Annotated in this window: 13 protein-coding genes; 7 read left to right on the top strand and 6 right to left on the bottom strand. The window is 63.5% G+C overall.

Annotated features, from left to right (window positions below; translation table 11 throughout):
• The first annotated feature begins 164 nt into the window (after positions 1 to 164).
• The 5 genes from BPHYT_RS20325 to BPHYT_RS20305 all read left to right on the top strand — a co-directional run bounded on the left by BPHYT_RS20325 (position 165) and on the right by BPHYT_RS20305 (position 6,778).
• Positions 165 to 1,361, top strand: a complete 1,197-nt coding sequence (locus BPHYT_RS20325) for an acyl-CoA dehydrogenase family protein (RefSeq protein ID WP_012425985.1) — start codon at positions 165 to 167, stop codon at positions 1,359 to 1,361.
• Between the two features lie 8 nt (positions 1,362 to 1,369).
• Complete coding sequence (locus BPHYT_RS20320; RefSeq protein WP_012425984.1) at positions 1,370 to 3,622, top strand: acetate--CoA ligase family protein; 2,253 nt, start codon at positions 1,370 to 1,372, stop codon at positions 3,620 to 3,622.
• 141 nt (positions 3,623 to 3,763) lie between these two features.
• Positions 3,764 to 5,152, top strand: a complete 1,389-nt coding sequence (locus tag BPHYT_RS20315; RefSeq protein ID WP_012425983.1) for an MFS transporter — start codon at positions 3,764 to 3,766, stop codon at positions 5,150 to 5,152.
• 184 nt (positions 5,153 to 5,336) lie between these two features.
• Positions 5,337 to 6,155 carry an alpha/beta fold hydrolase gene (locus BPHYT_RS20310; RefSeq protein WP_012425982.1) on the top strand — a complete coding sequence of 273 codons (819 nt, stop codon included), beginning with the start codon at positions 5,337 to 5,339 and terminating at the stop codon, positions 6,153 to 6,155.
• Between the two features lie 392 nt (positions 6,156 to 6,547).
• Entirely contained in the window at positions 6,548 to 6,778 is a 231-nt protein-coding gene (locus BPHYT_RS20305; protein ID WP_012425981.1) for a hypothetical protein, read from the top strand.
• A gap of 107 nt (positions 6,779 to 6,885) precedes the next feature.
• Here the strand turns inward: BPHYT_RS20305 and BPHYT_RS20300 are convergent, their stop codons facing one another.
• Positions 6,886 to 9,114 carry an NADP-dependent isocitrate dehydrogenase gene (locus BPHYT_RS20300; RefSeq protein ID WP_012425980.1) on the bottom strand — a complete coding sequence of 743 codons (2,229 nt, stop codon included), beginning with the start codon at positions 9,112 to 9,114 and terminating at the stop codon, positions 6,886 to 6,888.
• 415 nt (positions 9,115 to 9,529) lie between these two features.
• Between BPHYT_RS20300 and BPHYT_RS20295 the strand changes: the two genes are divergently transcribed.
• Positions 9,530 to 11,713 carry a TonB-dependent siderophore receptor gene (locus BPHYT_RS20295; protein ID WP_012425979.1) on the top strand — a complete coding sequence of 728 codons (2,184 nt, stop codon included), beginning with the start codon at positions 9,530 to 9,532 and terminating at the stop codon, positions 11,711 to 11,713.
• Here BPHYT_RS20295 and BPHYT_RS20290 read toward each other — a convergent pair.
• Complete coding sequence (locus BPHYT_RS20290; RefSeq protein ID WP_012425978.1) at positions 11,710 to 12,648, bottom strand: LysR family transcriptional regulator; 939 nt, start codon at positions 12,646 to 12,648, stop codon at positions 11,710 to 11,712. The two genes, BPHYT_RS20295 and BPHYT_RS20290, sit on opposite strands and share 4 nt — an antisense overlap.
• A 127-nt stretch (positions 12,649 to 12,775) precedes the next feature.
• Between BPHYT_RS20290 and BPHYT_RS20285 the strand changes: the two genes are divergently transcribed.
• Entirely contained in the window at positions 12,776 to 14,500 is a 1,725-nt protein-coding gene (locus tag BPHYT_RS20285) for an MFS transporter (protein WP_012425977.1), read from the top strand.
• 67 nt (positions 14,501 to 14,567) lie between these two features.
• Here the strand turns inward: BPHYT_RS20285 and BPHYT_RS20280 are convergent, their stop codons facing one another.
• The 4 genes from BPHYT_RS20280 to BPHYT_RS20265 all read right to left on the bottom strand — a co-directional run bounded on the left by BPHYT_RS20280 (position 14,568) and on the right by BPHYT_RS20265 (position 24,258).
• Complete coding sequence (locus BPHYT_RS20280; RefSeq protein ID WP_012425976.1) at positions 14,568 to 15,410, bottom strand: hypothetical protein; 843 nt, start codon at positions 15,408 to 15,410, stop codon at positions 14,568 to 14,570.
• A gap of 34 nt (positions 15,411 to 15,444) precedes the next feature.
• Complete coding sequence (locus BPHYT_RS20275) at positions 15,445 to 17,682, bottom strand: TonB-dependent siderophore receptor (RefSeq protein WP_012425975.1); 2,238 nt, start codon at positions 17,680 to 17,682, stop codon at positions 15,445 to 15,447.
• Between the two features lie 47 nt (positions 17,683 to 17,729).
• Positions 17,730 to 19,100: a lysine N(6)-hydroxylase/L-ornithine N(5)-oxygenase family protein gene (locus BPHYT_RS20270; RefSeq protein ID WP_012425974.1), complete on the bottom strand. Its 1,371-nt coding sequence runs from the start codon at positions 19,098 to 19,100 to the stop codon at positions 17,730 to 17,732.
• Between the two features lie 133 nt (positions 19,101 to 19,233).
• Positions 19,234 to 24,258 (bottom strand): non-ribosomal peptide synthetase, encoded by a 5,025-nt coding sequence (locus BPHYT_RS20265; RefSeq protein ID WP_012425973.1) that lies wholly within the window; start codon positions 24,256 to 24,258, stop codon positions 19,234 to 19,236.
• Positions 24,259 to 24,287 lie beyond the last annotated feature (29 nt).

Below are 24,287 nucleotides of genomic sequence, written 5' to 3'. Positions count from 1 at the left end.
CGCTGTTGCTCTCTCTTCTCCGTAATGGCCTATTCTGCGCTCCGCGTTCTGCATATCCAAACTCTGTTCTGCATAGTCGAACAAATCGCTCCGACTGCCGGTAAATCTTCGATAGTGAAGTCACAAATCGACCTAGATAAGCGACTCACATGACGGAGACAAGCATGACCAGCCATTCCTCACACTTCGACGCAATGCTCGCGGGCGTCGCAAAGTTCGTCCGCGACGAAGCAATCCCGCGTGAAAACGAAATCGAACAGGCGGACGCCGTACCGGCCGACCTCGTTCAGCGCATGCGCGAGCTCGGCTATTTCGGCTGGAGCATTCCGCGCGATTTCGGCGGCGCCGGGCTGTCGACCGAGCAGTTGGTGCGCGGCGCGTTTGAACTTTCGCAGGCGTCGGTGGCATTTCGCGCTCGGGTGGGCACCAATACCGGCATCGGTTCAGAAGCACTGGTCGCCGACGGCACGGACACGCAGAAACAGCGCTATCTGCCGCGGCTCGCGTCCGGCGAATTCACCGGCGCTTTCGCGCTGACCGAGCCCGATGCAGGCTCGGACGCCACGGCATTGCGCACCACGGCGCGGCGCGACGGAGATCATTACATTCTCGACGGCAGCAAGTGCTTCATCACCAACGCGCCGATAGCCGATCTCTTCACCGTGATGGCGCGAACCGAGCTGGCCAAGCCAGGCGCGGGCGGCATTTCCGCGTTTCTCGTCGAGCGTGGCACGCCGGGTCTTTCCACTAGTGCGCCTTACGACAAGATGGGCCAGGCGGGCTCGCCGGTCGGCGACGTCGTGTTCGAAGGGTGCCGCGTGCCGGCCGCCAATCTGATCGGCGGCAAGGAAGGCATGGGTTTCCGCACCGCGATGAAGGTGCTGAACAAACAGCGCATCCACCTCGCCGCACTATGCACAGGGCCGGCCATGCGCATGCTCGAAGAAGCGGTCGCCTACACTTCGCGGCGCGAGCAGTTCGGCAAGCCTGTGGCCGAATTCCAGCTCGTGCAGGCGCTGATCGCCGAATGTCAGACTGAAATTTACGCCGCGCGCTCGATGATCCTCGAAACCGCGCGCAAGCGCGATGCCGGCGAGGATGTCGCGCTGGAGGCGTCGATGTGCAAGATGTTCGCCTCGGAAATGTGCGGCCGCGTCGCGGATCGCGCGGTGCAAATGCTCGGAGGACGCGGCTATCTGGCGGGCAACGCGGTCGAAAGGTTTTACCGCGACGTCCGCGCCTTTCGCATCTATGAAGGCACCACGCAGATTCATCAATTGAACATCGCGAAGATCACGCTGCGGCGCGCCGCCGAGCGAGATCAGGCAAAAGTTCGCGCCGACGCCGCGTGTGCAGCATGAGGACCGCCATGAACCCAGCAACCCATGACGCCGGCGCGCTCGATATCGGCCGGCTTGTCGAGCCGCGCTCTATTGCGATCATTGGCGCGTCGAACGATCCGAAGTCGATCAGCGGCCAGCCGATGCGCTTTCTTATGCAGCACGGTTACCAGGGCACGCTCTATCCGGTGAATCCAAAATATGCGCAGATCGACGGCGTCGCGTGCCATGACAGCATCGCCGCTTTGCCGTCCACGCCCGATCTCGCGCTGATCCTCGTCGCCGCGCGCCGCGTTCCGGACATGCTGCGTCAGTGCGGCGAAAAAGGGGTGGGCTTTGCCATCGTCTATAGCTCGGGTTTCGCCGAAGCCGGCGAAGCGGGTGCCGCGCTGCAGCGTGAATGCGCGGACATCGCGAAGGCTCACGGCATTCGCGTGATCGGACCGAACTGCCAGGGTTTCGTCAGTACGGGCGCAAATGTCTACGCCGGATTCGGCGCGCCCTTCGGCGTCGCTTATCGGCGCGGCGGCCTGTCGCTGATTTCGCAAAGCGGCGGCTTCGGTTGCGCGCTGCTTCTCATGGCCGACGAACTGGGCATCGGCTTGCGGCACTTCATCACGACTGGCAACGAGGCCGATGTCAGCCTGCTCGATCTCGTCAACGCGTGCATCGCCGATCCGCACACCTCGCTGATCGCGACGTACATCGAAGGTCTGAAAGACGCGGGACGGCTGGTCGACATGGCGAACCGCGCGCTCGACGCGGGCAAACCACTGCTCGCCTGGAAGGTCGGCAACACCGCCGACGGCGCCAAGGCCGCCGCGTCGCATACGGCGAATCTGGGCGGCGCCTCGGCGCTGTATCGCACGGCCTTCCGTCAGACGGGGGTGATCGAAGTGAGCGACGTCGCCGACCTCGGCGACTACGCCCGCGCGTTCGAAGCCGGACGCCTGCCGCGCGGCAAGCGGATCGCGGTCGTCACGCTCTCGGGCGGCGCCGGCATTCTCATCACCGATGCCTGCGCTGAGCGCGGCATGTCGGTGCCCGCGTTGTCGGCAGCGACGCTCGAGCGCCTGAAGCCGATCGTGCCCGCGTTCGCCTCGCTGAACAATCCAATCGACCTGACCGCGGGCATCCTCGCGGAGCCCAAAATTTTCGCGGACGCCTTGCAGATCATCGCCGACGATCCGAATATCGACGCCATCGCGATCATGGCCGCGGCAGCGAGCGGCGAAGTCGCGCAGGCGATGGCCACGGCGATCGTGCGCGTCTACGGCAGCATCGACAAGCCGCTGATGCTCGCATGGAATGCGCGCCGCGACATGGCCGGCGAAGCGTATGAGACGATCGAGGCGCACGGTGTGCCTCTGTACGCGACGCCGGTGCGTTGCGGACGCGCTTTCGCCGCGTTGGCCGATTATGCGCAGGCGCGTCGCGCGCGGGCAGAGGCGCGCGATCCGATGCCGCGAGCCTTGCGTCGCTATGACGTCGAGCACGCCCGTGCGTTGCTGGTCGATATTCAGGGCAAGCATGGCGACCTGGACCTGACCGAACACGCTTCGCAAGCGCTGCTGCGCGACTACGGCATCGATGTCCCGAAAAGCGGGCTCGCGCAGAATCGTGACCAAGCATGCGCGCTGGCGCGGGCAATCGGTTTTCCACTAGTCATTAAGGTGCAGTCGCCGGACATCGCGCATAAGACCGAAGCCGGTGCCGTGCGGGTCGGTATCCGCGATGAAGCGACGCTGGCCGCCGCCTTCGACGAAATCGTCGGGAACGCGCACCGTCATGTGCCGCACGCGAGGATCGAGGGCGTGCTGGTGCAGGAGGAAATCCGCGATGCGCTCGAGATGATTGTCGGCATCGAAAACGACGCGTCGTTCGGACCGGCGGTCATGTGCGGGCTCGGCGGTATCTATGCCGAAGTGCTGAAGGACGTGAGCTTCCGGCTCGCACCGGTCACCCATGCGGACGCTCACGCGATGATTCGCGAGTTGCGCTCGTTCGCGATGCTCGACGGTGCGCGCGGCAAGCCGCCCGGCGATATCGAGGCGCTCGTGGAGACCATCGTCGCGCTATCCACGATGGCGCTCGATCAGCGGGCGAGCCTGCGTGAACTGGATATCAACCCGCTCTTCGTGCTGCCCGCGGGCAAAGGCGTGCGCGCCGGCGACGCTTTGGCGCGCCTGCTGCCGCGCGCTGCTGACTCGAACGACGCTGCGGACCGCACCGGCGCCATGCACGAAAGCGAGCATTGCGCGCCGGCCGTGGTGGACGGATAGTGCAGCGGCGCCGGGCCGCTTTGAGATCGGGCGCCGCCGGGCCGCCGCATGACGCGCAACGCTATTGCGAGACATGTGGCAGCACGTAACGACAGATACGGCGACGCTCACCGCAGTTGGCATTTTTCGCGCGAGACCATCATGCACGGCTATTCGCATTCAGACGCAACGACGTCCGGCGGCAACACGTCCGTCGGCGTCGAACGCACTTATCGCAAGATCTTTTTCCGGCTGATTCCGTTGCTGTTTCTCTGCTACGTGATCAGCTATATCGACCGCGTCAACATCAGCTTCGCCAAGCTTCAGTTCATGCACGACCTCGGTTTTTCGGAGTCGACATATGGTCTGGGCGCGGGGCTTTTCTTCATCGGCTACGTGCTCTTTGAAGTGCCGAGCAATCTGTGGATGCAGCGTATCGGCGCACGCCGCACGCTTTTACGCATCATGTTCGCGTGGGGGCTGGTGTCGAGTCTGATGATGTTCGTGCGCACGCCGATGCAGTTCTACGCCATGCGCTTCCTGCTCGGCGTGACCGAAGCGGGCTTCTTCCCCGGCATCATCTTCTATCTGAGCTGCTGGTTTCCGGGCGCGCGGCGCGCTCGCGTCACCGCCTTCCTGATGATGGCGACGGCGGTGGCCGGGATTGTCGGCGGCCCGATGTCGGGCTTCATCATGACGCGGCTGGCCGGCGTGGGCGGCTTGCCCGGCTGGCAGTGGCTGTTCCTGCTCGAAGGCGTGCCGGCGGTGACGCTCGGCATCGTCGCCTTCCTCCTGCTCGGCGACAAGCCGGACGATGTGAGCTGGCTCGACGAGCACGAGAAAGCGCTGGTCTCACGTGAACTCGCCGCCGACGAAAAGGCGAAACAGACCGGCCATCTCGACGGACTGCGCGGCGCGCTTGCCAACCCGCGCGTTTATCTCGCGGCGCTCGTCTACTTCGCGGTGATGATGCCGTTCAACGCGATCGGTTTCTGGGCGCCCACCATCATCCGCGATCTGGGCGTCGCCAACGTGCTGGACGTGGGCCTGTTGTCCGCGCTGGTGTTCATCGCGGCGGCGCTGGGGACCTATGTGGTGGGCGCCAGCTCGGACCGGACCATGGAGCGGCGCTGGCACGTCGCGGTGAGCGCCTGCGTGACCGCGCTGGCGTTTGCCTTGTTGCCCGCCGCCGGCCATAACGTCACACTCGGCGTCGGGCTGCTGGCGCTTGCCGCAGCGGCGTCGTATGGGTCGTTCGTGGTGTTCTGGACGATTCCGCAGACCTTCCTGCCGCGCTCGTCGGCGGCGGGCGGTATTGCGATGATCACGAGTCTCGGCGGCACCGGCGGATTCGTGAGTCCGGCGTTCGTCGGCTGGGTCAAGACGCAGACCGGCAGCGCGCAATATGGATTGATCGGACTGGCTGTTGTTTTGCTCGCGGGCGTCGTGTTGATGCTGGTGGTGTTCCCCGCGCCGGGCAGAAAGCTCGCAGTGGGCGCGACTGGCGGCAATCCGGCGGCACAGACAGGGCTCGGACAGACGCGTCACTAAAAAGAGCCGTGTGGGGACGAAGGAAGATGTGCCCACACCGCCCGAATGCAAAATGTCGTAGGTCTGTTGATCTTCTGGTGGCAACGCTGGCAACCTAGCGAATTCCCAACGCAGCCATGTTGCATGGGACCGGAGTAGCGCGCTAAAAGCGCCACCTCTGGTCGACACAGCGGAGACAACGGCAATGGAACCCTCCACCCATCCGCACGACGACGACCTCGAACGCTTCGAAGCCCACGGCGCCGCGCCGCTGCCGGTCCCGAGCGACGAAGGCTACGTCGAGCACGAAGGCGCGCGAATCTGGTACGCATCGTATGGCGCCGGCGCGCCGGTGATCCTGCTGCACGGCGGTCTCGGACACAGCGGCAACTGGGGCTACCAGGTTCCGGCGCTGCTCGATGCGGGACGTCGCGTGGTGGTCGTCGACAGCCGCGGCCACGGCCGCAGCACTCGCGACGCGCGGCCCTACCGCTACGAGCTGATGGCCTCCGACGTGCTGGCCGTCATGGACACACTGCAACTCGAACGCGCCGCGCTGGTGGGCTGGAGCGACGGCGCGTGCGTCGCGATGGTGTTAGGCGCGACCGCCGCTGAGCGCGTAGCGGGCGTGTTCTTCTTCGGCTGCAATATGGACCCGAGCGGCACCAGGCCATTTGTGCCGACGCCCGCGATCGAGCGCTGCTTCAGCCGCCATGCAAAAGACTACGCGCAGCTATCCGCGACACCGGACGACTTCGAGGCCTTCGTCGGCGCGGTCAGCACGATGATGAAAACCGAGCCCAACTACTCCGCCGGCGATCTCGCACAGATTCGCGTGCCAGTCGCGATCGTACAAAGCGAGCACGACGAGTTCATCAAGCCGGAACACGCCGACTATCTCGCCCGCAGCATTCCCGGCGCCGAATTGATCCTGCTGCCCGGCGTGAGCCATTTCGCGCCGCTGCAGCGGCCGGCGCAATTCAATCGCGTGGTGCTGGATTTTTTGCGGCGGATCGCGGATTGATCGAGGCGCTGGCGTTTGCTGCGCCACCTGGCCGCCTCGCTACCGCACAACGGTCCCGCAAAACCCTCAATATTTCACGATGCGGAACGACCACGCGCCTCGTAAAAAATCGTGGTGCGTGGCACAAATTCGGCATTTCGCAATGTCGCCCCACGTTGCACATCGCGAAACAAAGACGATAAGTCTTTATTTATAAACACTAATTTTTGACGAAACGAAGCATTCGACAGCCACTTGCGCCGCTGCCTGCTGACGTAGACTCTTTTACAAGAGCCGGCGCTTCAGTAGTCGAGCGGAGTGGGAAGAGACGGAACAACGTCTGAAGAATCCCAACCTCTGAAACGAAGCCGCCACGGCACCGCGGTTTTTAAATGGTACTTGGGAGACTAAAAATGAAAGGCTTTCGCTTCGGTTCGAATCAGGGTGCTTTCTATATTTTGCCGGGCCAGGACGGTTGGGAGGCAACCTACGGCAACGAAACGCTCGGTGAATTTGCCAGCCCGCAACAGGCGGCGGATGACCTAGCACGCGGCTTGATCTGCCCGCATCTCTCGGAAGGCGACGACACGTCGACGCTCGAGATTCCAGAAAAACTCAGCGAGTGGGAAATCGTTCACGTGTGATGGCCCGTATGGCCGTTATCCACGTCGGCGTAGAAACGACGATGGCGCTCGAAAGCGCCATCGTCATGTTTACCGCCTGCTTCTGTGCAACTTACGGCGTCAGCGCCTTAAGCAATCGCGTCCACGATCTTGTTCAGCGTGGCGCTCGGGCGCATGGCCTTGCTCGTCAGTTCGACATTCGGACGATAGTAACCGCCAATATCCACCGGCTTGCCTTGTGCCGCAGCCAGTTCTTCGACGATCTTCGCTTCGTTCTCAGCCAGTGCCTTCGCCACGCCGGCGAATTGCGCCTGCAGCGCCGCGTCTTCGGTTTGCGCGGCCAGTGCTTCCGCCCAGTAGAGCGCAAGGTAGAAGTGGCTGCCGCGATTGTCGATGCCGCCAACCTTGCGCGCCGGCGACTTGTCGTTGTCGAGGAACTTGCCGGTTGCCTGATCCAGCGTCTTGGCCAGCACCTGCGCCTTCGGGTTGTGATACGCACTGCTCAAATGTTCGAGCGACGCGGCCAACGCCAGGAATTCACCGAGCGAATCCCAACGCAGGAAACCTTCTTCGACCAGTTGCTGAACGTGCTTCGGCGCCGAACCGCCCGCGCCGGTTTCGAACATGCCGCCGCCAGCCATCAGCGGGACGATCGACAGCATCTTCGCGCTCGTGCCCAGTTCCATGATCGGGAACAGGTCGGTCAGGTAGTCGCGCAGCACGTTGCCGGTGACCGAGATCGTGTCCTTGCCCGCGCGAATACGCTCGATCGAGAACTTGGTCGCTTCGACCGGCGTCATGACGCGAATGTCCAGACCGGTGGTGTCGTGGTTCTTCAGGTATTGCTCGACCTTCTTGATGATCTGGGCGTCGTGCGCGCGCGCCGCATCCAGCCAGAACACGGCCGGCGTGTTGGTAGCGCGGGCGCGGTTGACCGCGAGCTTGACCCAGTCCTGAACCGGCGCGTCCTTGGTCTGGCACATGCGCCAGATGTCGCCCGCTTCCACTTGCTGTTCGATCAGCACCGTGCCGGCTGCGTCCGTCACGCGAACCACGCCGTTCGCCGGGATCTGGAACGTCTTGTCGTGTGAGCCGTATTCTTCAGCCGCTTGCGCCATCAGGCCGACGTTGGGCACCGTGCCCATCGTGACCGGATCGAACGCGCCGTGCTTCTTGCAGTCTTCGATCACTGCCTGATAAACGCCTGCGTAGCAGCGGTCCGGAATCACGGCCTTGGCGTCGTGCAGCGCGCCGTCCGCGCCCCACATCTTGCCCGACTCGCGGATCATGGCCGGCATGGACGCGTCGACGATCACGTCGCTCGGCACGTGCAGGCTGGTGATGCCCTTGTCCGAATTGACCATGGCCAGTTGCGGACGCTGTTCGTATTGCGCCTTGATGTCGGCTTCGATCGCGGCGACCGTTTCAGCCGGCAGGTCTTTCAGGCGCGCGTACAGATCGCCGATACCGTTGTTCGGGTTGAAGCCGGCTTGCGCGAGCGCGTCGGCGTGCTTGGTCAGCACGTCTTTGTAGAACACCGACACCACGTGACCGAAGATGATCGGGTCCGACACCTTCATCATGGTGGCCTTCAGGTGCACCGAGAACAGCACGCCCTTGGCCTTCGCGTCGGCGATTTCCGCTTCGATGAAGCTGCGCAGCGCGTTCTTCGACAGCACCGAAGCGTCGATGATCTCGCCTGCTTGCACGGCCGTCTTTTCTTTGAGGACTGTCTTCGAACCGTCAGTCGCCGTCAGTTCGATCTTCACCGAACCGGCTGCGCCGATCAGCGCCGACTTTTCGCTACCGTAGAAATCGCCGCCGCTCATGTGCGCGACGTGCGACTTCGAGTCCGCGCTCCACGCGCCCATCTTGTGCGGATGCTTGCGGGCGTAGTTCTTGACCGACAGCGGCGCGCGGCGGTCCGAATTGCCTTCGCGCAGCACCGGGTTGACCGCGCTGCCCTTGATCTTGTCGTAGCGCGCCTTGACGTCTTTTTCGGCGTCCGTGTTCGCGACGTCCGGATACGCCGGCAGCTTGTAGCCCTGATCGCGCAGTTCGGTGATCGCGGCCTTCAGTTGCGGCACCGACGCGCTGATGTTCGGCAGCTTGATGACATTCGCTTCCGGACGCGTGCTGAGTCCACCCAGTTCCGCCAGATCGTCGGGACCCTTCTGTTCCGCGCTCAGGTAATCGGGGAATGCAGCGATGATCCGGCCGGCAAGCGAAATATCGCGCGTTTCGACGATCACGTCGGACGAGCGCGTGAACGCCTTCACGATCGGCAGCAGCGAGTAAGTCGCCAGAGCAGGCGCTTCGTCGGTCAGGGTGTAGATGATCTTCGGCGGTGTGGACATGTTCGGTGCTTTGCTAGGTGAAGTGTTAGACAGAGCGTTGGGCGGTGCCGACCAGCGCGTTGCGGCAAAACAACGTTGCGGCGCGACGCACGGCACTACTTTCTACGGCCAAGCCGTGAGTATATGCGTGTTTTCCTCTACTCGCTGCTAAACAAACATATCGCGGAAACGTTGCTCACAGGGTCGAGCCCCGCCGGATAAGGCTTTCGGCAGATTTAGCTACGTCTTATGACAGATGTCTTATAGATGACTAACGACCTTCGACAAATATATTGTTAATGCGAATCAGATGCATTAACATTTGCACGCAGCCGTGTTCTTACGTTTCGATTACTCCAACCACTCGCTTTCGATGAGGCCTCTCCGCACAGTTCCAGGTGCGCGACCGGCGTCGTCCTGTCCAAATTCGAACAACATGCAGAAATTCTTTGTCGCCGGCCGACCGGCGTTTGTGCGCGGCCCACGCCGCACTCCCTCGCTGTTGAGCGCGGGCCTTCTGGCAAGTGTCGGTTTGACGCTTTCCACGCTGTCGACTTCGGGTTGGGCGCAGGTCGCGGCCAGCGACGCCGGCACGACGCTGCCGGCCGTGAGCGTCTCGGCGGCAAAAGACACCACTGTGGCCCAGGCCGACACCATCAGCGCGGGCGCGCTGGGTTCGCGCAAGCAGGTGGACACGCCGTTCTCGACCCACGTCGTGACGAGCGACGAGGCGCAGGACCTGTTCGCGACAACCGCCAACGATCTGTACAAGTACGATCCGGCGGTCTCGGTGATCAGCGACAACGGTGTCAGCGAAAACTCGATGTTCACCGTGCGCGGCATGCCGATCGACACGCTGAACAGCGTCAAGGTGGACGGCCAGACTTTCCCCTCGTGGGATACCGACCTCTCGCTGGAGCCGTTCGAGCAGGTCGAATTGCTCAAGGGCCTGTCGGGCTTCATGTACGGCTTCGGCTCGCCGGGCGGCATCGTGAACTACGTGTTGAAACGCCCCACCGACACGCCGTACCGCAGCATCTCGGTCGGCTACAAGTCGGCCGGCGTGTTCAGCGAGGCGGTGGATCTGGGCGGCCGCTTCGGCAATGACGATCGTTTCGGCTACCGCCTGAACCTCGCCAACGAAAACGGCAACACCGCCGAAGACCACGGCCACGTGCGCCGCCAGGTCGCGTCGCTCGCGTTCGACTTCCGCATCACGCCGGACCTGACGTGGAGCGCCGACGCGTTTTACCAGAAGCGCAGAACCAACGGCACGCTGTTCGGCCTGATGTTCGGTGGCGACGCCGGCGGCATTCCCGACGCGAGCAAAGTCACCCACGCGCTCACGCAACCGCAGAACTACTACGAGACCGAGATGGCCTCGTTCGGCACGGGCCTGGATTACCGCATCTCCGAAAACTGGCATGCGAGCATCAAGTACCGCTTCGCCAAGGAGAACCGCACTAATTCGGACAGCTTCCTGTTCGTCACCGACCCCGCAGGCAACTACTCGAACACGCTCTATGCGGCCCTCACGCGCTACTTCTATCAGAACGTCGACGGCATGGTGCAAGGGCATTTCAACACGGGCACCATCAAGCACGATGTGGTGGTGGGCGCAGGCTTTCTGACGCAAACCAGTGAGTACAGCAACAGCACGGGGTGGAACGAAGGCTACTTCCTCGGCAACGGCAATCTGTACGCCAGCACCTTGCTGACCAACGACGAAGTCAGCATCAGCTCGAACCTGTACCGTCAGCAGCGCACCACGCAAGCCGCCGTGTACGCGAGCGACACCGTGCAACTTACGTCGCGTCTGGCGGCGCTGGTCGGCGTGCGCTATACGCAATACCAGCAGCACGTGTACGACCCGAGCGGCGCGGTGTCGTCGCAATACCAGGCGGACCCGGTCACGCCGACCTTCGCGCTGATGTTCAAGACCGATCCGTACTCCACGCTGTACGTGAGCTACGTGGAGTCGCTGGAACAGGGCGGCGCGGCGTCGAACACCAACCTCAACTACCCGGACACGTTCGGCCCGCTGCGCAGCAAGCAGTACGAAGTCGGCTTCAAAACCGATCACGCGAAGTGGGGCGCCAACCTCGCGCTGTTCCGCGTCGATCAGGGTTACAACTACACGAACGTCGACAACATCTTCGTGCAGGACGGCACCAAGCGCTATCAAGGCCTCGACGCGAGCGGCTGGCTTGCGGTCACGAGCGAATGGCGCGTGCTGGGCGGCGTGATGTGGCTCGACACGAAGGCCATGGACGTGAACGATCCGACCGTGGAAGGCAAGCGCATCTACGGCGCGCCGCGCTTCACCGTGACGGGCCGGATCGAATACAACCCGTCGTATCTGCGTCCGCTGACGCTGGCGTTCGGCGGCAAGTATGTGGGCAACCAGGCCGTCGACGCGCAGAACACGCAGTTCGTGCCGGCTTACACCACGTTCGATCTGAGCGGACGGTATGAGACGAAGATCGCCGGCAAGGACGTGACGTTCCGCGCGGGCATCAACAACCTGTTCAATCGCCGTTACTGGACGACGGCGTGGGGCTACTACGTGGCGCCGTCGGCGACGCGCACTGCCGTGGCCAGCGCAACGCTGCAGTTCTAAGCATCGCGTGAACGAGGGGCGCCCGGAGCGGGCGCCCCGATCATGGCGGGAATCTCCGCGACCAACGCATCGATCGCACAGCGCGTTTTCAGCGCCAGATAGCGACTCTTCGGCCACACCAGATGAATCTCCTGAGCAGGCCGGAAACAATTCTCCATCACTGTCACCAGCTCGCCCGTTTTCTCATAACGGGTCAATAGCCAACTCGGCAGCCACGCGAGGCCGAAGCCAGCGAGAGCGGCATCCACGATCCCCTTCATGTCGTCGAAACCGAGCTGCGGCTGAACCTGCGCGCGGCGAATTTGGCCGTCGACATCGACCACATCCCACGGCTGCGCCGATCCTGCTCGCAAGTAGCCGATCACAGCGTGACCGCGTAATTCCTCCACGTTGCGTGGCGTGCCATGACGCGCCAGATACGCCGGCGCGGCGCCGATACTCGCATGCTGCATGCCGAGCTTGCGCGCGGCGAGACTCACGCTGTCGGCCAGCGGGCCCACGCGCACCACGAGATCGAAACCCTCTTCGATCACGTCGACGAAACGATCGGTAATCGAAATGTCGATCTTCAATTGCGGATGCTTGCGCGCAAGTCCGAGCAGCACCGGCGCCACGCAGTAGTGACCGAATGCCTGCGGCACGCTCACGCGCAAACGGCCTTGGGGCTCGCGACGGCCGGAGTCGAGATCCGCCTCCGCGGCTTCGAGCTCGGCCAGCGCGCGCACGCAGCGGTCGTAGTAAGCCTGCCCGTCTTCGGTGAGGCTCTGGCTGCGCGTCGTCCGATTGAGCAGGCGCACGCCGAGGCGCTTCTCCAACCGCACGATCACTTTGCCGACCGCCGAGCGCGTCAGGTTCATCCGCTCCGCCGCGAGCGCAAAACTGCCTGTTTCGACCACGCGCACGAACGTCGTCACACCATCGAGGATGTCGCTCATCTGCTTTGCCCTATTGGTTCCCATGGAGACGCATTTCCGGGACTTTCACGCGTCAATCGGGACCTGAATTCCCCCTATATTACACAGTCCATGGTGGGCGAGCCCATCGACTAACGAGGTAAATTCCATGTCCCATGACCCGATCGCGCCGCCACGGCGTGAAGAATGGCGCAGCACAAACGCAGCAGTTGGGCATCAACCGACTTCGCACGAAGCGCATCGCGCAGGAGCGGTCGCGAGCGACAAGACCCCGCAATCAGCCACTTTCCTCTCGCTCCGCAAAAACACTTTGGCGTTGGGCGCGGTGTGCCTCGCCTCGCTGATGTTCGGCCTCGAAATCTCCAGCGTGCCGGTGATCCTGCCAACGCTCGAACGCGTACTGCACGGCGACTTCAAAGGCATGCAGTGGATCATGAACGCCTACACGCTCGCGGTGACCACCGTGCTGATGGCGACCGGCACGCTGGCGGACCGCTTCGGCCGCCGGCGCATCTTCGTGGTCGGCATCGCGCTGTTCGGCATCACGTCGCTGATCTGCGGACTCGCGCAAAGCGTGCCGACGCTGATCGTCGCGCGCCTGTTGCAAGGCGCGAGCGGCGGCGCCATGCTGATCTGCCAGGTGGCCGTGCTATCGCATCAGTTCAATGAAGGCCCCGAACGCGCTCGCGCCTTCAGCGCGTGGGGCATTATCTTCGGTATTGGACTCGGGTTTGGGCCGATCATCGGCGGGGCCATCGTGGCGTTGTCGAGTTGGCAATGGGTCTTCTGGGTGCATGCGCTGCTCGCGGTCGTGACCTTGATGCTCGTTTTCAGCGGCGTGCAGGAATCGCGCGACCCGCATGCGCATACGCTCGACGTTGCCGGCATCGTCACGTTGTCGTTGGCGGTGTTCGGGCTCGTGTATTTCATCACGCAGGTTCCGGCGCTTGGATTCAGCAATCCGCGTGCACTCTTCATTATCGCGGCAACGTTGGTCGCATTCGTGGCCTTTCTGTTTGCCGAGAGACTCAATACGCGGCCCATGTTCGACTTTTCAGTGTTCAGGATTCCGCAGTTTTCCGGCGCACTGATGGGCTCGGCGGGCATGAACTTCAGCTTCTGGCCGTTCATGATCTATCTGCCGATCTATTTCCAGATCGGCCTCGGCTACGACAGCGTGAGCGCCGGACTGGCGTTGCTCGCTTACACGCTGCCAACGCTTCTCTTTCCGCCGCTCGGCGAACGTCTCGCACTGCGTTACGGCTCGGGAATCGCCATACCTGCCGGCCTGTTTACGATCGGCCTCGGCTTCATGCTGATGCGTTACGGTAGCGGCGCCGCGCATGCCGACCTATGGACCTTGTTGCCCGGTTGCATGATAGCGGGCGCGGGCCTCGGTCTCACCAATACGCCCGTCACCAATACGACCACAGCCGCGGTTCCCGCGGAACGGGCGGGCATGGCGTCGGGCATCGATATGAGTGCGCGGATGATTACGCTCGCGATCAACATCGCGTTGATGGGTGCAATCCTGGTCGGCGGAATTCTTGCCAGTCTGAAGACGCGCTTGCCGAAGACGCTCGACACTGCGCCGCTCGGCAGACTCGCAGAGAAGATTGCGGCGGGCGATGTCGAAGCAGTCAGAACGGGGATGCCCGCGCTGGCGCAAATCGACCCATCAGGAAGCGCCGTGCATGCCGCGTTGATGCACGGATTCGGCTGGGTGATGGTCTACGGCGGAGTCGGCGTGTGGGTGCTTGCCGCGCTCAGTTTCGTGATATCCGGCAGCGCGTCGAGAAGGCTAAGCGGCGAGAAATGCGCGCCGGCGCAAAAGCAGCAGCATCAACCAGCTCAATGCGACGCGTGTAGCTAGCGCTTCTTCGACGGCACCGTGCACAAGTGGATAATTTCAGAGCGGCGCCTGTGCACCGCTTCACCGCTCATGCCTCGACTTGCACCGTTTGCCCCGCCATTATCGCGAGCCCTTCGTTCAGAGCCGGGAAAAGACTTCGGTTGAAATTGTTCCAGCGCAGTTCGAGGATCGTATCGTCCTTATCGATTTCGGTGTTCAGCACGTCGTGAATCACCTCGCCCGAATCGATTCCGTTGTCGACATAGTGAAACGATGCGCCCGTCAAATAAAGCGGTTCGACCGCCACGGTTTCCATCGTCTTCCAGTTGACCACCTTCTTGCCGCGCGCGCCGTAGAGCGCATCGAGCGTCGCATACGCGCCGCGCCGCTCGTATGGCGATTCGGCGCGCGTCACGCCCGGGTGAATGTTCACGATCTTGCGATAGAACGGCGCACCCGGCCGAACCAGTTCGTCGAGAATGATCAGCAACCCGTCGAGCACGACGATGTCGGCCTTCAACGCCACCAGCGTGTCGAGCAGATGCTTTTCGAAAGCGCTCTTGCCTGCCGGTCGTCCGGGTGCATCGAGCGGCTCACGCCGGTACGTCGATGGAATGGCGAGCAGAAGATCGTTGACCGGCTTGCCCTGCACACGCAGATTCGGCGGATACAACCAACGCTTGCCCGGTTCGTAAGCGAAGCCGTATTCCTTCAGTTTCTCGCGATCCACGCTGGAGCCGGCGTCGTCGTCGTAAATGACTTTTTCGAGCGAGTACTGATCGCCCAGTTCGGTGTCGTTGAGCGCCTCGACGAGCGACTCCAGCACCGACTTCATGTAGCGCGTGCCGCTCTTGTATGCAATCTCCTGGCCGGCCTTGTCGGCGGCGGCATTTCTCAGCGACCAGATGTAAACGAGTTTCTTCTTCGACATGGTGGGTTCCTATGTGTGTGTCATTGCCACATGCTTACCAGTCGTATCTTGCAGTTGCTATCACTGTGCGTGGATTCCCGTAAAAACAGGTATTCACGGACTGGCAACCGCTCACGAACCGGCGATTGAAAATATTCTGACCGTTCACCGCGAAGCGCCAGTTGCGCGTTTCGTAGTGAACCGCCGCGTCGTACACGGTGTAGCTCGGCACGTACAGCGAGTTGTCGGCGGCGCCCGCCGCGCCACTCTGATAGCGAATGCCCCCACCGAAGCCGAGGCCTGCCAGCGGCCCGGCGTGCCATGTCCAGTCGCCCCACAGCGACGCCATCTGGCGCGGCCGCGGAATATCCACCGGCCACTTGCCCAACGTATCGTCGCCGGCCTTGATGTTCTTCACGTCCTGGTACACATACGCTGCGATCACCGAAAAGTTGCGCGTGACATTGCCCACGCCGCTCAACTCGATCCCGCGTGAACGCACCTCGCCGGTCTGCACGCTCGTGCCGCCGGTCGGATCGATGCCGAAATCAGGCGTCACGACGTTGGTCTGATTGATCTGATAAACCGCGGCGTTCAGCATCAGGTTCTTGCCGGCCGGCTGCCAGCGCAAACCCGCTTCGATCTGCTTGCCTTTGGTCGGCTCGGCAATGCCGCCGCCGACGATCTTCACGCCAACCAGCGGATTGAACGACGTCGAGTAGCTGATGTACGGCGACAATCCGTAATCGCCGAGATACACGACACCCACACGCCCGGAGAATGCATGATCGTTCTGCTCGAGACGGCTGCCACCGGCGATATCGTTCTGCGTGGTGTTGCTCCAGTCCTGGCGTGCGCCGAGCGTCAGCACCCAGCGCTGCCACTTGATCTGGTCCTGCGCATACACGCCGAACGCGTTCATGGTCGACTTCGTGTCGGTACGCGGGAACGCGTCCGGTCCGCTGAAGATCGCGTTGGTGATCGGCGTATAGACCGGGTTATACATGTTCAGACTCGGACCGGTCGCCATCGATTCGCTATCGGTAGTCGCCTGCCGGTTGTATTCGAAGCCGAGCAGCACCGTATGATCGAGCGGACCGGTGCCGAAGCGAGCCAGCGCCTGATTGTCGACATCGAAGCGGCTGTAGTTCAACTGATACAAACCGACATAGCGCAGCAGCGACGCCTCGGTCGGATCGGCCGGATCGAGACCTCCGCCGAACACCTGCCCCTGATCGAGCGAGAGGTGCATCAAGCGCGTGTTCTGCCGGAAAGTCCACACCGGATCGAACTTGTATTCGAACTGATAGCCCACCGACCACTGCTTCTTGCGATAGTGCGAGAACTCGGGATCTCCCGTGTACAGGTCCGGCGAAATCTTGCCGTTCGGATTCGGCAAGACCGTGCCCTGCGCCGGCAGGAAGTTATTCGACGCGTCGCCCCAATCCTGCAGATAGCTCGCCTCGACCGTCAGCGAAGTCTTCGCGTTCGGCTGCCATTTCACCGAGGGCGCCAATGCCACGCGTTGCTCCGGATTGGGTCCGGTCTGCGAATTGCCATCGCGTCCCACGCCGAGGAAACGATAGGACAGCGTGCCGGCCTGATCGACCTTGTCGCCCACATCGAATGCGATCTGCTTGCGCGCGTAGTCGCCCAGTTGCATTTCCACTTCGCGAATACGCTCGCCGTTGGCAAGCTTGCTCTGCACGTCGATGATCGCACCCGGATCGCCCTGCCCGTACAGCACCGAGGTCGGGCCGCGCAGCACGGTGATGCTGTCGATCATGAACGGATCGACACGCCAGCTCGCGAGATTGAGCGTATTGGGCACCTGCAGGCCGTCGACGAACACCGTCGGCGTGAAGCCGCGCAACACCGAATACCAGTCGGAGCGCACGTCCGCGCCATAGGTCGAGAAGCCCGGAATGTAGCGCAGCGCCTCGTTGATGCTGGTTGCGCCGGTCTCTTCGATCTGCTGCGCCGTGACGACGTTGATGGTCTGCGGAATTTCCTTCAGCGGGGTATCGGTCTTGGTGCCGGTGTTGCTACGGCGGGCAACCAGGCCCACCGTGCCGTCGTTGCCGGCCAAGCCGTTGACGCTGATCGAGGGCAGCGTAGCGGGCTGCGTCGCAGCCGGTTGGCCGCTACGAGCTCCTTGCTGTGCATTGCCCTCGGATTGCGCCGGCTGTTGCGCCGACTGTTGCGCCTGCGCGCTGGCGGCTGCCGCCGCATAAAACGCCACGCTCGCCGTAACGGCGGTTGCACTCCGGCGCGTGCCTGTTGCCCACTCCATCTCTCGATGCTCCCAAGTTTATAGGCGGCCAAACAAGCCGCTTTCTGTTAAAGAGCAAAGGCCATGCGGCCCACGCCCGTCGCGTTTTCTTGTGCTTGTGGTGTCCGGCCGCCAGATCGGTCTTGCGATGCATGGCGTGCGAGAGACGTGGCGATTTCGTCCGAGCGCAGCGCGAGCACCGACAGCAGCGTGTCGGAGAGCCCATGACTATCTTCGCAACAGCCCTGCAGATAAACGCGCGGCTTGAAACTCGCCGGCGTGGCGAGCCGGTAGTCGCGCTCGACGTTGCCTTGCGCAAGCGCATCGCCGAGATGCGGCGCGAGCCCATCCAGCAGGTCGAAATGCGTGTCGCGGCGATAGCCCGTCGCGAGCACGAGCGCGTCGAATTGCTCGGCTCGCGCGTGGCCGCTCAGACGATCACGCAGCGTGAGTTCGATCTGCCCGCCCGCCGTGCGCACCGCCGTTTCGATGCCGGTGTTCGCCAGCAGCCGGTGCCGCGGATCGGCGGACACGTTCTGCAGATAAAGCATTTCGTAGATCTGCTCGATGAGCGGACGGTCGACCACCGCGTAATTGGTGTCACGAAAGCGCTCGATCAGCGAACGGCGGCCGTCGCGCGGCTGCGCGTAGACGATATCGGTAAAGGCGGGGCTGAAGATCTCGTTGACGAAGGGGCTGTCGTCGGCGGGTTTCAGCGCGCTCGAGCGGATGATGAGGCTCGCATCCACGTGCGGAAAGCGGCGCGTCAGATCGACGAACACCTCGGCCGCGCTCTGCCCCGCGCCGATCACCGCCACGCGTTTTCGCGCGCCGTCAGCGGGTCCGACCGCACGGTCGATGGACGTCAGGTACTGCGACGAATGCACGATGTTATGCGTGCCGAGCGCGGCAAATGCTTCCGGCACTTGCGGACCGCCGCCGATGCCGACCGACAGCGCCCGTGTCACGCGCTGCCACTCGCGGCCTTCGCTGTCGCGCGAGAAAACCCGTAGTGCTTCGACGTCATTCGTATTCGCAGTGCTCCTGACCGCTTCGATGCCGGTGACGGTTTGCCCGTAGTTCACGCGATCGTCGAACGACGCCGCGACCCAGCTCAGGTAATCGTGAAACTCCACGCGCGTCGGATAGAAGTTCTTCAGATTGACGAAATCCGCCAGACGTCCATGCTCGAACAGATAATTGATGAACGTGAAGCGGCTTTTCGGATCGCGCATTGTCACGAGATCCTTGAGGAAGGAAATCTGCATCCGGCAATCGTCGAGCAACATGCCGCGGTGCCAGCCGAATTCCGGCTGACGTTCGATGAAGCAATGCGCGAGGTCCGACACGCCGGCCTCTTCGGCGAGGCGAACGGCAAGCGCGAGATTCGACGGTCCGAAGCCGATTCCGATCAGATCAAATACGGTGTCTCTGTGCATGTCGCAGGTCCTTATCGGTGGAAGCCGGCGCGCCGCATGCGCGGGCCGGTGAAAAATCTTTCGTGATTGATGCGGTTTTTATTGACTGCATTTTTTTGCCGGCTTTCTTTTTTTGCCGGCGTTCTTACTGGTCTCATGCGCCGTCCCGTAACTCGACGACACGCGATCCCCGCGCAACGAGCCTTGCCGCAAGCTGTGCGAAGGTCGGCGCGGCGAACACATCGGCGATTTCCAGTGCATGGCCGGCGGAACGTGCGGCATCGACGAAGCGGACCACGTCGAACGAACTCGCGCCCGCTTCGAACAGGTCGTCGTGATGCGCGGGCGTGTTGCCTTCAAAGAGCTCGCTCCAGACGCGTTCAAGAACCTCGGCTCGCTGCGATGCTTCGTTGTGAGATGACGCACTCGCTTGCGCGCCCGCCGCAACACTCGCGGACTGCAATGCAAAGCGCGCGGCTGAAGCGCCCAGTTGCTCATGCGGCGCATCGACGAACTGTTGCACCACGCCCAGATAGTCAGCGGTCAACACCTCGACGAAGCGGCCGTCCACCAGTTCGTTCGCATACGAGAAGGCGCCGGTCACGCGTCCGTCCGCATGCTCGACTACATCCAGTTCCAGTTCGAACACCACGCGGTGCCGCACGTCGTTGAATTCGTCGAGCGTGAGGCCGGCCCAGTCGCGTTCCGCGGTTCCGGCCGGGCGCAGGTAGTTGAACATCACCGAGAACAAAGGATTGCCGGCTTCCGCACGACGCGCGCGCAATGCCGCGACCACATCGGCGAACGGCGTGTCAGCGTGCGCATAAGCGGCGAGCGCGGCGTCGCGAACCTCGGCGAGCAGCGTTGCGGGCGTGTCGGTTTTCGCGAGCCGCGTGCGCACGACAACCGCATTGATGAAGAGTCCAAGCGCGCGGCGCGCGGCCTCGCCGGTCAGTTCGCGCGTCGAGGCGAGAACGCCGACCGGTTGATCGGTGGCGCCCGTCGCGCGATAGAAGGCAACGTTCAGCGCGGCATGCAGCAACATGGGCAAGGTGGCGTGAACTTCGAGCGCCATCGAGCGGGCGCGGCGCACGAGCGCCGGGCTGAATTCAAACGCGAGACGGCCGCAGCTCCAACTCGGCGACGCGGCACGGCCCGACGACGGCGACGGCAGCACGTGAGACGGCGCATCCGTCAATGCATCGCGCCAGAACGACAGGCGCGCTCGCGGCGCGGCGACCGGCAAGACCAGCTCCTTATTCGCCGCCGTTCCCAAACCTGCAGCGCTCGGCGACGCGCCGCGCACGATCGCGACATATGTGGTGCGCACGTCGTCGAGCCATAGATCGATCGACTGACCGTCCGACACGATGTGATGCACGACCAGCGACAACACATGATCGCGCTCGGCAAGACGTAATAAGCGCGCACGCCAGAGCGGCGAGTTGTCGAGCAGATGGAATGGCGTGAGCGCGTCTTCGTCGGTGAGCGCAACAGCGGCGCTCTCGCGGGCGGTGGCCGAAGGATCGTCCGACAGATCGACCACGGGCAGATCGAACGGCGCCGGCTCGGCCACGCGCTGGCCCGGCAACTGTCCAGCGCGTTCAACGAGCCGCACGCGCAGCGCCGGATGTCGCGCGGCCGCTTGAGCAAACGCTTCGCGCAACGCATCGGCATCGAGCGCGCCACGCAAACGCAACGCGACAGGAATGTTGTAGGCCGCGCTGTCCGGTTGCGAGCGCCACAGGAACCACAAGCTCAATTGCGCGGAAGAAAGCGGCAGCACGCCGTTCGCGTCCGCTGTCGGTTGTGAATTCGAAGCGCCACCCGAAGCGTCGTTGCCCACGTTGGCCAGCGCTTCGCTGCGCGCCGACGCGAGCACCCGCTGCGCGTATTGCGCGAGCGTGGGTGCTTCGAAAAGCGTGCGCACCGGCACATCGCGAGCGAGCCGCTCGGCCACGCGCGTCGCCACGCGGACCGCCGCGAGCGAATGCCCGCCGAGTTCGAAGAAATGATCAGCGCGACCGACGCGCTCCACGCCCAGCACTTCGCGGAAAATCTGCGCAAGCGCGGTTTCGAGTCCCGCTGCGGGCGCCTGATAGGCCCGTGCAACCCGCTGCGGCTCCGGCAATGCCGCGCGGTCCACCTTGCTGTTGGCATTGCGCGGCAACGCATCCAGCACGACGATATGTGCGGGCACCATGTAATCCGGCAGCGTATGACGCAGATGCGCGTCGAGCTCGGCCGCATCCGCGCGCGTGCTGCGTTCACGCGCTTCGGCGCTCAATTCGACATACGCCACCAGCGCCGCTTGCGCGCCCTTGCCATGCACGATCGCCACGGCTTCGCGCACATCGTCGTGCGCGGCGAGTTGCGCTTCGATCTCACCGAGCTCGATCCGCAAGCCGCGCAGCTTCACCTGATGATCGACGCGGCCGATAAAGTCGAACACGCCGTCCGCGCGCCGCTTGACGAGGTCGCCCGTGCGATAGAGCCGTGCGCCCAGCGCACCGAACGGGTCCGGCACGAAGCGCTCGGCCGTGAGCGCCGGCCGGTCGAGATAGCCGCGCGCAACACCCACGCCCTCGCCGCCCAGATACAACTCGCCGATCACGCCGACGGGCAGCGGATTCAAGCGCGCATCGAGCACGTGCGCCGAACGCGCGCCAACCAGCGTGCCGATCGGCAAATAGGCGCTGTCCGCGAGTTTGGCGGTATCGTCGGTCGGATAGAACATCCATAGCATCGGCGTGATGACGGTTTCGGTCGGCCCGTATCCGTTGACGATGCGCGCATTCGGAAACGCCCTGCGCATCAGCGCGAACGCTTCGCGCGAGGTGGCTTCACCGCCCACCGTCAGCGAACGCAAACTCGGCGGCGCGCCATGCGAGAGCGCCCATTCGGCGAGTTGGGTCGCGCAACCGGGCGGCACGTAAGTCATGGTCACGCCTTCGCGCACCATCATCCGGCAGGTTTGCGCGGGCGGCCACAGCGTGTCGGCCGTAATCGCCACGGCTGCGCCGGACATGTACTGCGAAAACCAACCTTCATGCGCGCCGTCGAAATTCACCGACTGGAACAGCAGGAACACGTCACGTTCGCCCGCCCCATAGCGCTCCGCAATCGCCGCGCAATGCAGCGCAAACGAACCGTGATCGACCACCACGCCTTTCGGTTTCCCCGTCGAACCGGACGTATAAATCACATACGCCGCCTGATGCGGCGACACGCGCGGCAACTCGACATGCGCTGCCGGGGGCTCGTCAGCCTGCGGTTCCTCGTCGATCAGCCACAACCGCAAACGGTCCGACGCCGGCAACGCAGCAAGACTCCCGCGTTCCGTGATGACGTGCGTCATCTGCGCATCGTCGAGAATCTGCGCGAGACGCTCACGCGGATGGCTCGGGTCGAGCGGGACGAACGCGCCGCCCGACTTCAGCGCCGCGATCAGACCGACCAGCAGATCCACCGAGCGGCTCAGCGCGACGCCGACCCGCATCTCCGCACTCACGCCTGCCGCCACGAGGCGTTGCGCCAAACGCGTGGCTCGCGCGTCCACTTCGCCGCGCGTGAGCGAGCGGTTGATATCCGCGACGCCACGAGCATCCGGCCGCGCGATGGCATGGTCGGCGACACGCTGATGCACCGGTCTAAACGCTGCTTCAGCGGGAAATGCCGTGCTATTCCATGCATCGAGTTGCGCGCGCTCCGCTTCCGGCAGCCATTGCAAATCGCCCACCGCGGTCGCAGGCGCCGCCGTCGCATTCGACAGCAACTCGATGAATCGCGCGGCGAGGCGCTCTATCGCATCGGCGTCGAACACATCGAGTGCGTAGATGAAGTAGGCATCGATTGAATCGTCGTCCCGTTCCTCGAAACTCAGCGTCAAATCGAACTTGGCGAACGGCGCACCCGAAGGCAGCTCCGTCATGCGCACTTCCGCAAGCGACGGCAAACGGCGCCGCGCGCCATAAGCGGCCATCACCTGAAACAGCGGATGATGACTCGCACTGCGCACCACGCCGAGCGCTTCGACCACCTGTTCGAACGGCACGTCCTGATGCGACTGGGCGTCGATCAACGTTTGCTGCGTCGCGCCGACCAGCCCGGCAAATGGCTGCGTCGCGGGAACCGGCGTAGCGAGCGTGAGCGTGTTCACGAAGAAGCCGACTAGACCGGCCACTTCGCCACGCTCGCGATTGGCCGCGGGCACGCCGATCTGAATCTGCGTTTCACCCGACGAACGCGCGAGCAACGCACTCAATGCCGCCAGCAATACGGCGAACGGCGTCGCGCGCTGCGCATTGGCGAGTGCCTTCACTTGCTGCACAAGTGCGGCATCGAGGGCGAAGCGATGCCGTGCACCACGCGCGCTACGCTGCGCCGGACGCGGTGCAGCGCCAGGCAACGTCAGCACGTCGCGATTCGCATCCAGCCGCTCGCGCCAGAACGCCAACTGACGTTCACGTTCACCCGCGTCGAGCCAACGGCGCTGCCACAGCGCGAAGTCGGCGTACTGGATCGGCAACGGCGCGAGCGAGACCGCTTCGCTTTTCGCATACGCGCGATAGAACGATGCCAGTTCCGCCAGTATCACGTCCGCGGACCAGCCGTCGGAGACGATGTGATGCGTCGTCAACGCGAGCCAGTGCGTGTTCGTATCGAGACGGATCAGATGCGCGCGCATCAGCGGACCGAGCGACAGATCGAAGGACTTCGCTTCGTCGGCCCGCGCGATGCCAGCGGCACGCGCTTCGCGCTGATCGGCGGGCCACGTGCTCACGTCGCTCGCGTGCCACGGGCAACGCGACGGCGCATGCACCGTCTGCAATACGCCGTCGCCGCTTTCGGCGAATGTCGTACGCAGCGCTTCGTGGCGCGCGATCAGCGCGTCACACGAAAGACGCAGCGCGTTCGCGTCGAGCGCGCCGTCCAGATGCAGCCGTTCGGTGATGTGATACGCGGCCGGTTCGTCGATCATCCGCGCATGCAGCCACAGACGCGTTTGCGCGAACGAAGCCGGCACGCTCGCGGTGCGCTCGGCGCGCGGCGGAATCGGCAGCACGCGGAAGTCGATGCCGGCAGCGTCGAGCTTCGTGAGAAAGGCCTTGCGCTGCGCATCCGGCAACAGCGCGAAGCGTGACGCGAGGGACAGCAGATCCGGTTTGGCAGTGGTCATGCTAAGTGGTCTCAGTACGGGTCGACGTG

Origin of the sequence: Paraburkholderia phytofirmans PsJN (assembly GCF_000020125.1) — a bacterium.
Lineage (GTDB): Bacteria > Pseudomonadota > Gammaproteobacteria > Burkholderiales > Burkholderiaceae > Paraburkholderia > Paraburkholderia phytofirmans.
Note: the sequence above shows the minus strand (reverse complement) of the source record. Positions and strands in the feature narration are given on the sequence as shown.

Bases quoted from the DNA above. Each gene is read 5' to 3' on its own strand.
- BPHYT_RS20325 (WP_012425985.1), top strand. From the start codon at position 165: ATGACCAGCCATTCCTCACACTTCGACGCAATGCTCGCGGGCGTCGCA.
- BPHYT_RS20320 (WP_012425984.1), top strand. From the start codon at position 1,370: ATGAACCCAGCAACCCATGACGCCGGCGCGCTCGATATCGGCCGGCTT.
- BPHYT_RS20315 (WP_012425983.1), top strand. From the start codon at position 3,764: ATGCACGGCTATTCGCATTCAGACGCAACGACGTCCGGCGGCAACACG.
- BPHYT_RS20310 (WP_012425982.1), top strand. From the start codon at position 5,337: ATGGAACCCTCCACCCATCCGCACGACGACGACCTCGAACGCTTCGAA.
- BPHYT_RS20305 (WP_012425981.1), top strand. From the start codon at position 6,548: ATGAAAGGCTTTCGCTTCGGTTCGAATCAGGGTGCTTTCTATATTTTG.
- BPHYT_RS20300 (WP_012425980.1), bottom strand. From the start codon at position 9,114: ATGTCCACACCGCCGAAGATCATCTACACCCTGACCGACGAAGCGCCT.
- BPHYT_RS20295 (WP_012425979.1), top strand. From the start codon at position 9,530: ATGCAGAAATTCTTTGTCGCCGGCCGACCGGCGTTTGTGCGCGGCCCA.
- BPHYT_RS20290 (WP_012425978.1), bottom strand. From the start codon at position 12,648: ATGAGCGACATCCTCGATGGTGTGACGACGTTCGTGCGCGTGGTCGAA.
- BPHYT_RS20285 (WP_012425977.1), top strand. From the start codon at position 12,776: ATGTCCCATGACCCGATCGCGCCGCCACGGCGTGAAGAATGGCGCAGC.
- BPHYT_RS20280 (WP_012425976.1), bottom strand. From the start codon at position 15,410: ATGTCGAAGAAGAAACTCGTTTACATCTGGTCGCTGAGAAATGCCGCC.
- BPHYT_RS20275 (WP_012425975.1), bottom strand. From the start codon at position 17,682: ATGGAGTGGGCAACAGGCACGCGCCGGAGTGCAACCGCCGTTACGGCG.
- BPHYT_RS20270 (WP_012425974.1), bottom strand. From the start codon at position 19,100: ATGCACAGAGACACCGTATTTGATCTGATCGGAATCGGCTTCGGACCG.
- BPHYT_RS20265 (WP_012425973.1), bottom strand. From the start codon at position 24,258: ATGACCACTGCCAAACCGGATCTGCTGTCCCTCGCGTCACGCTTCGCG.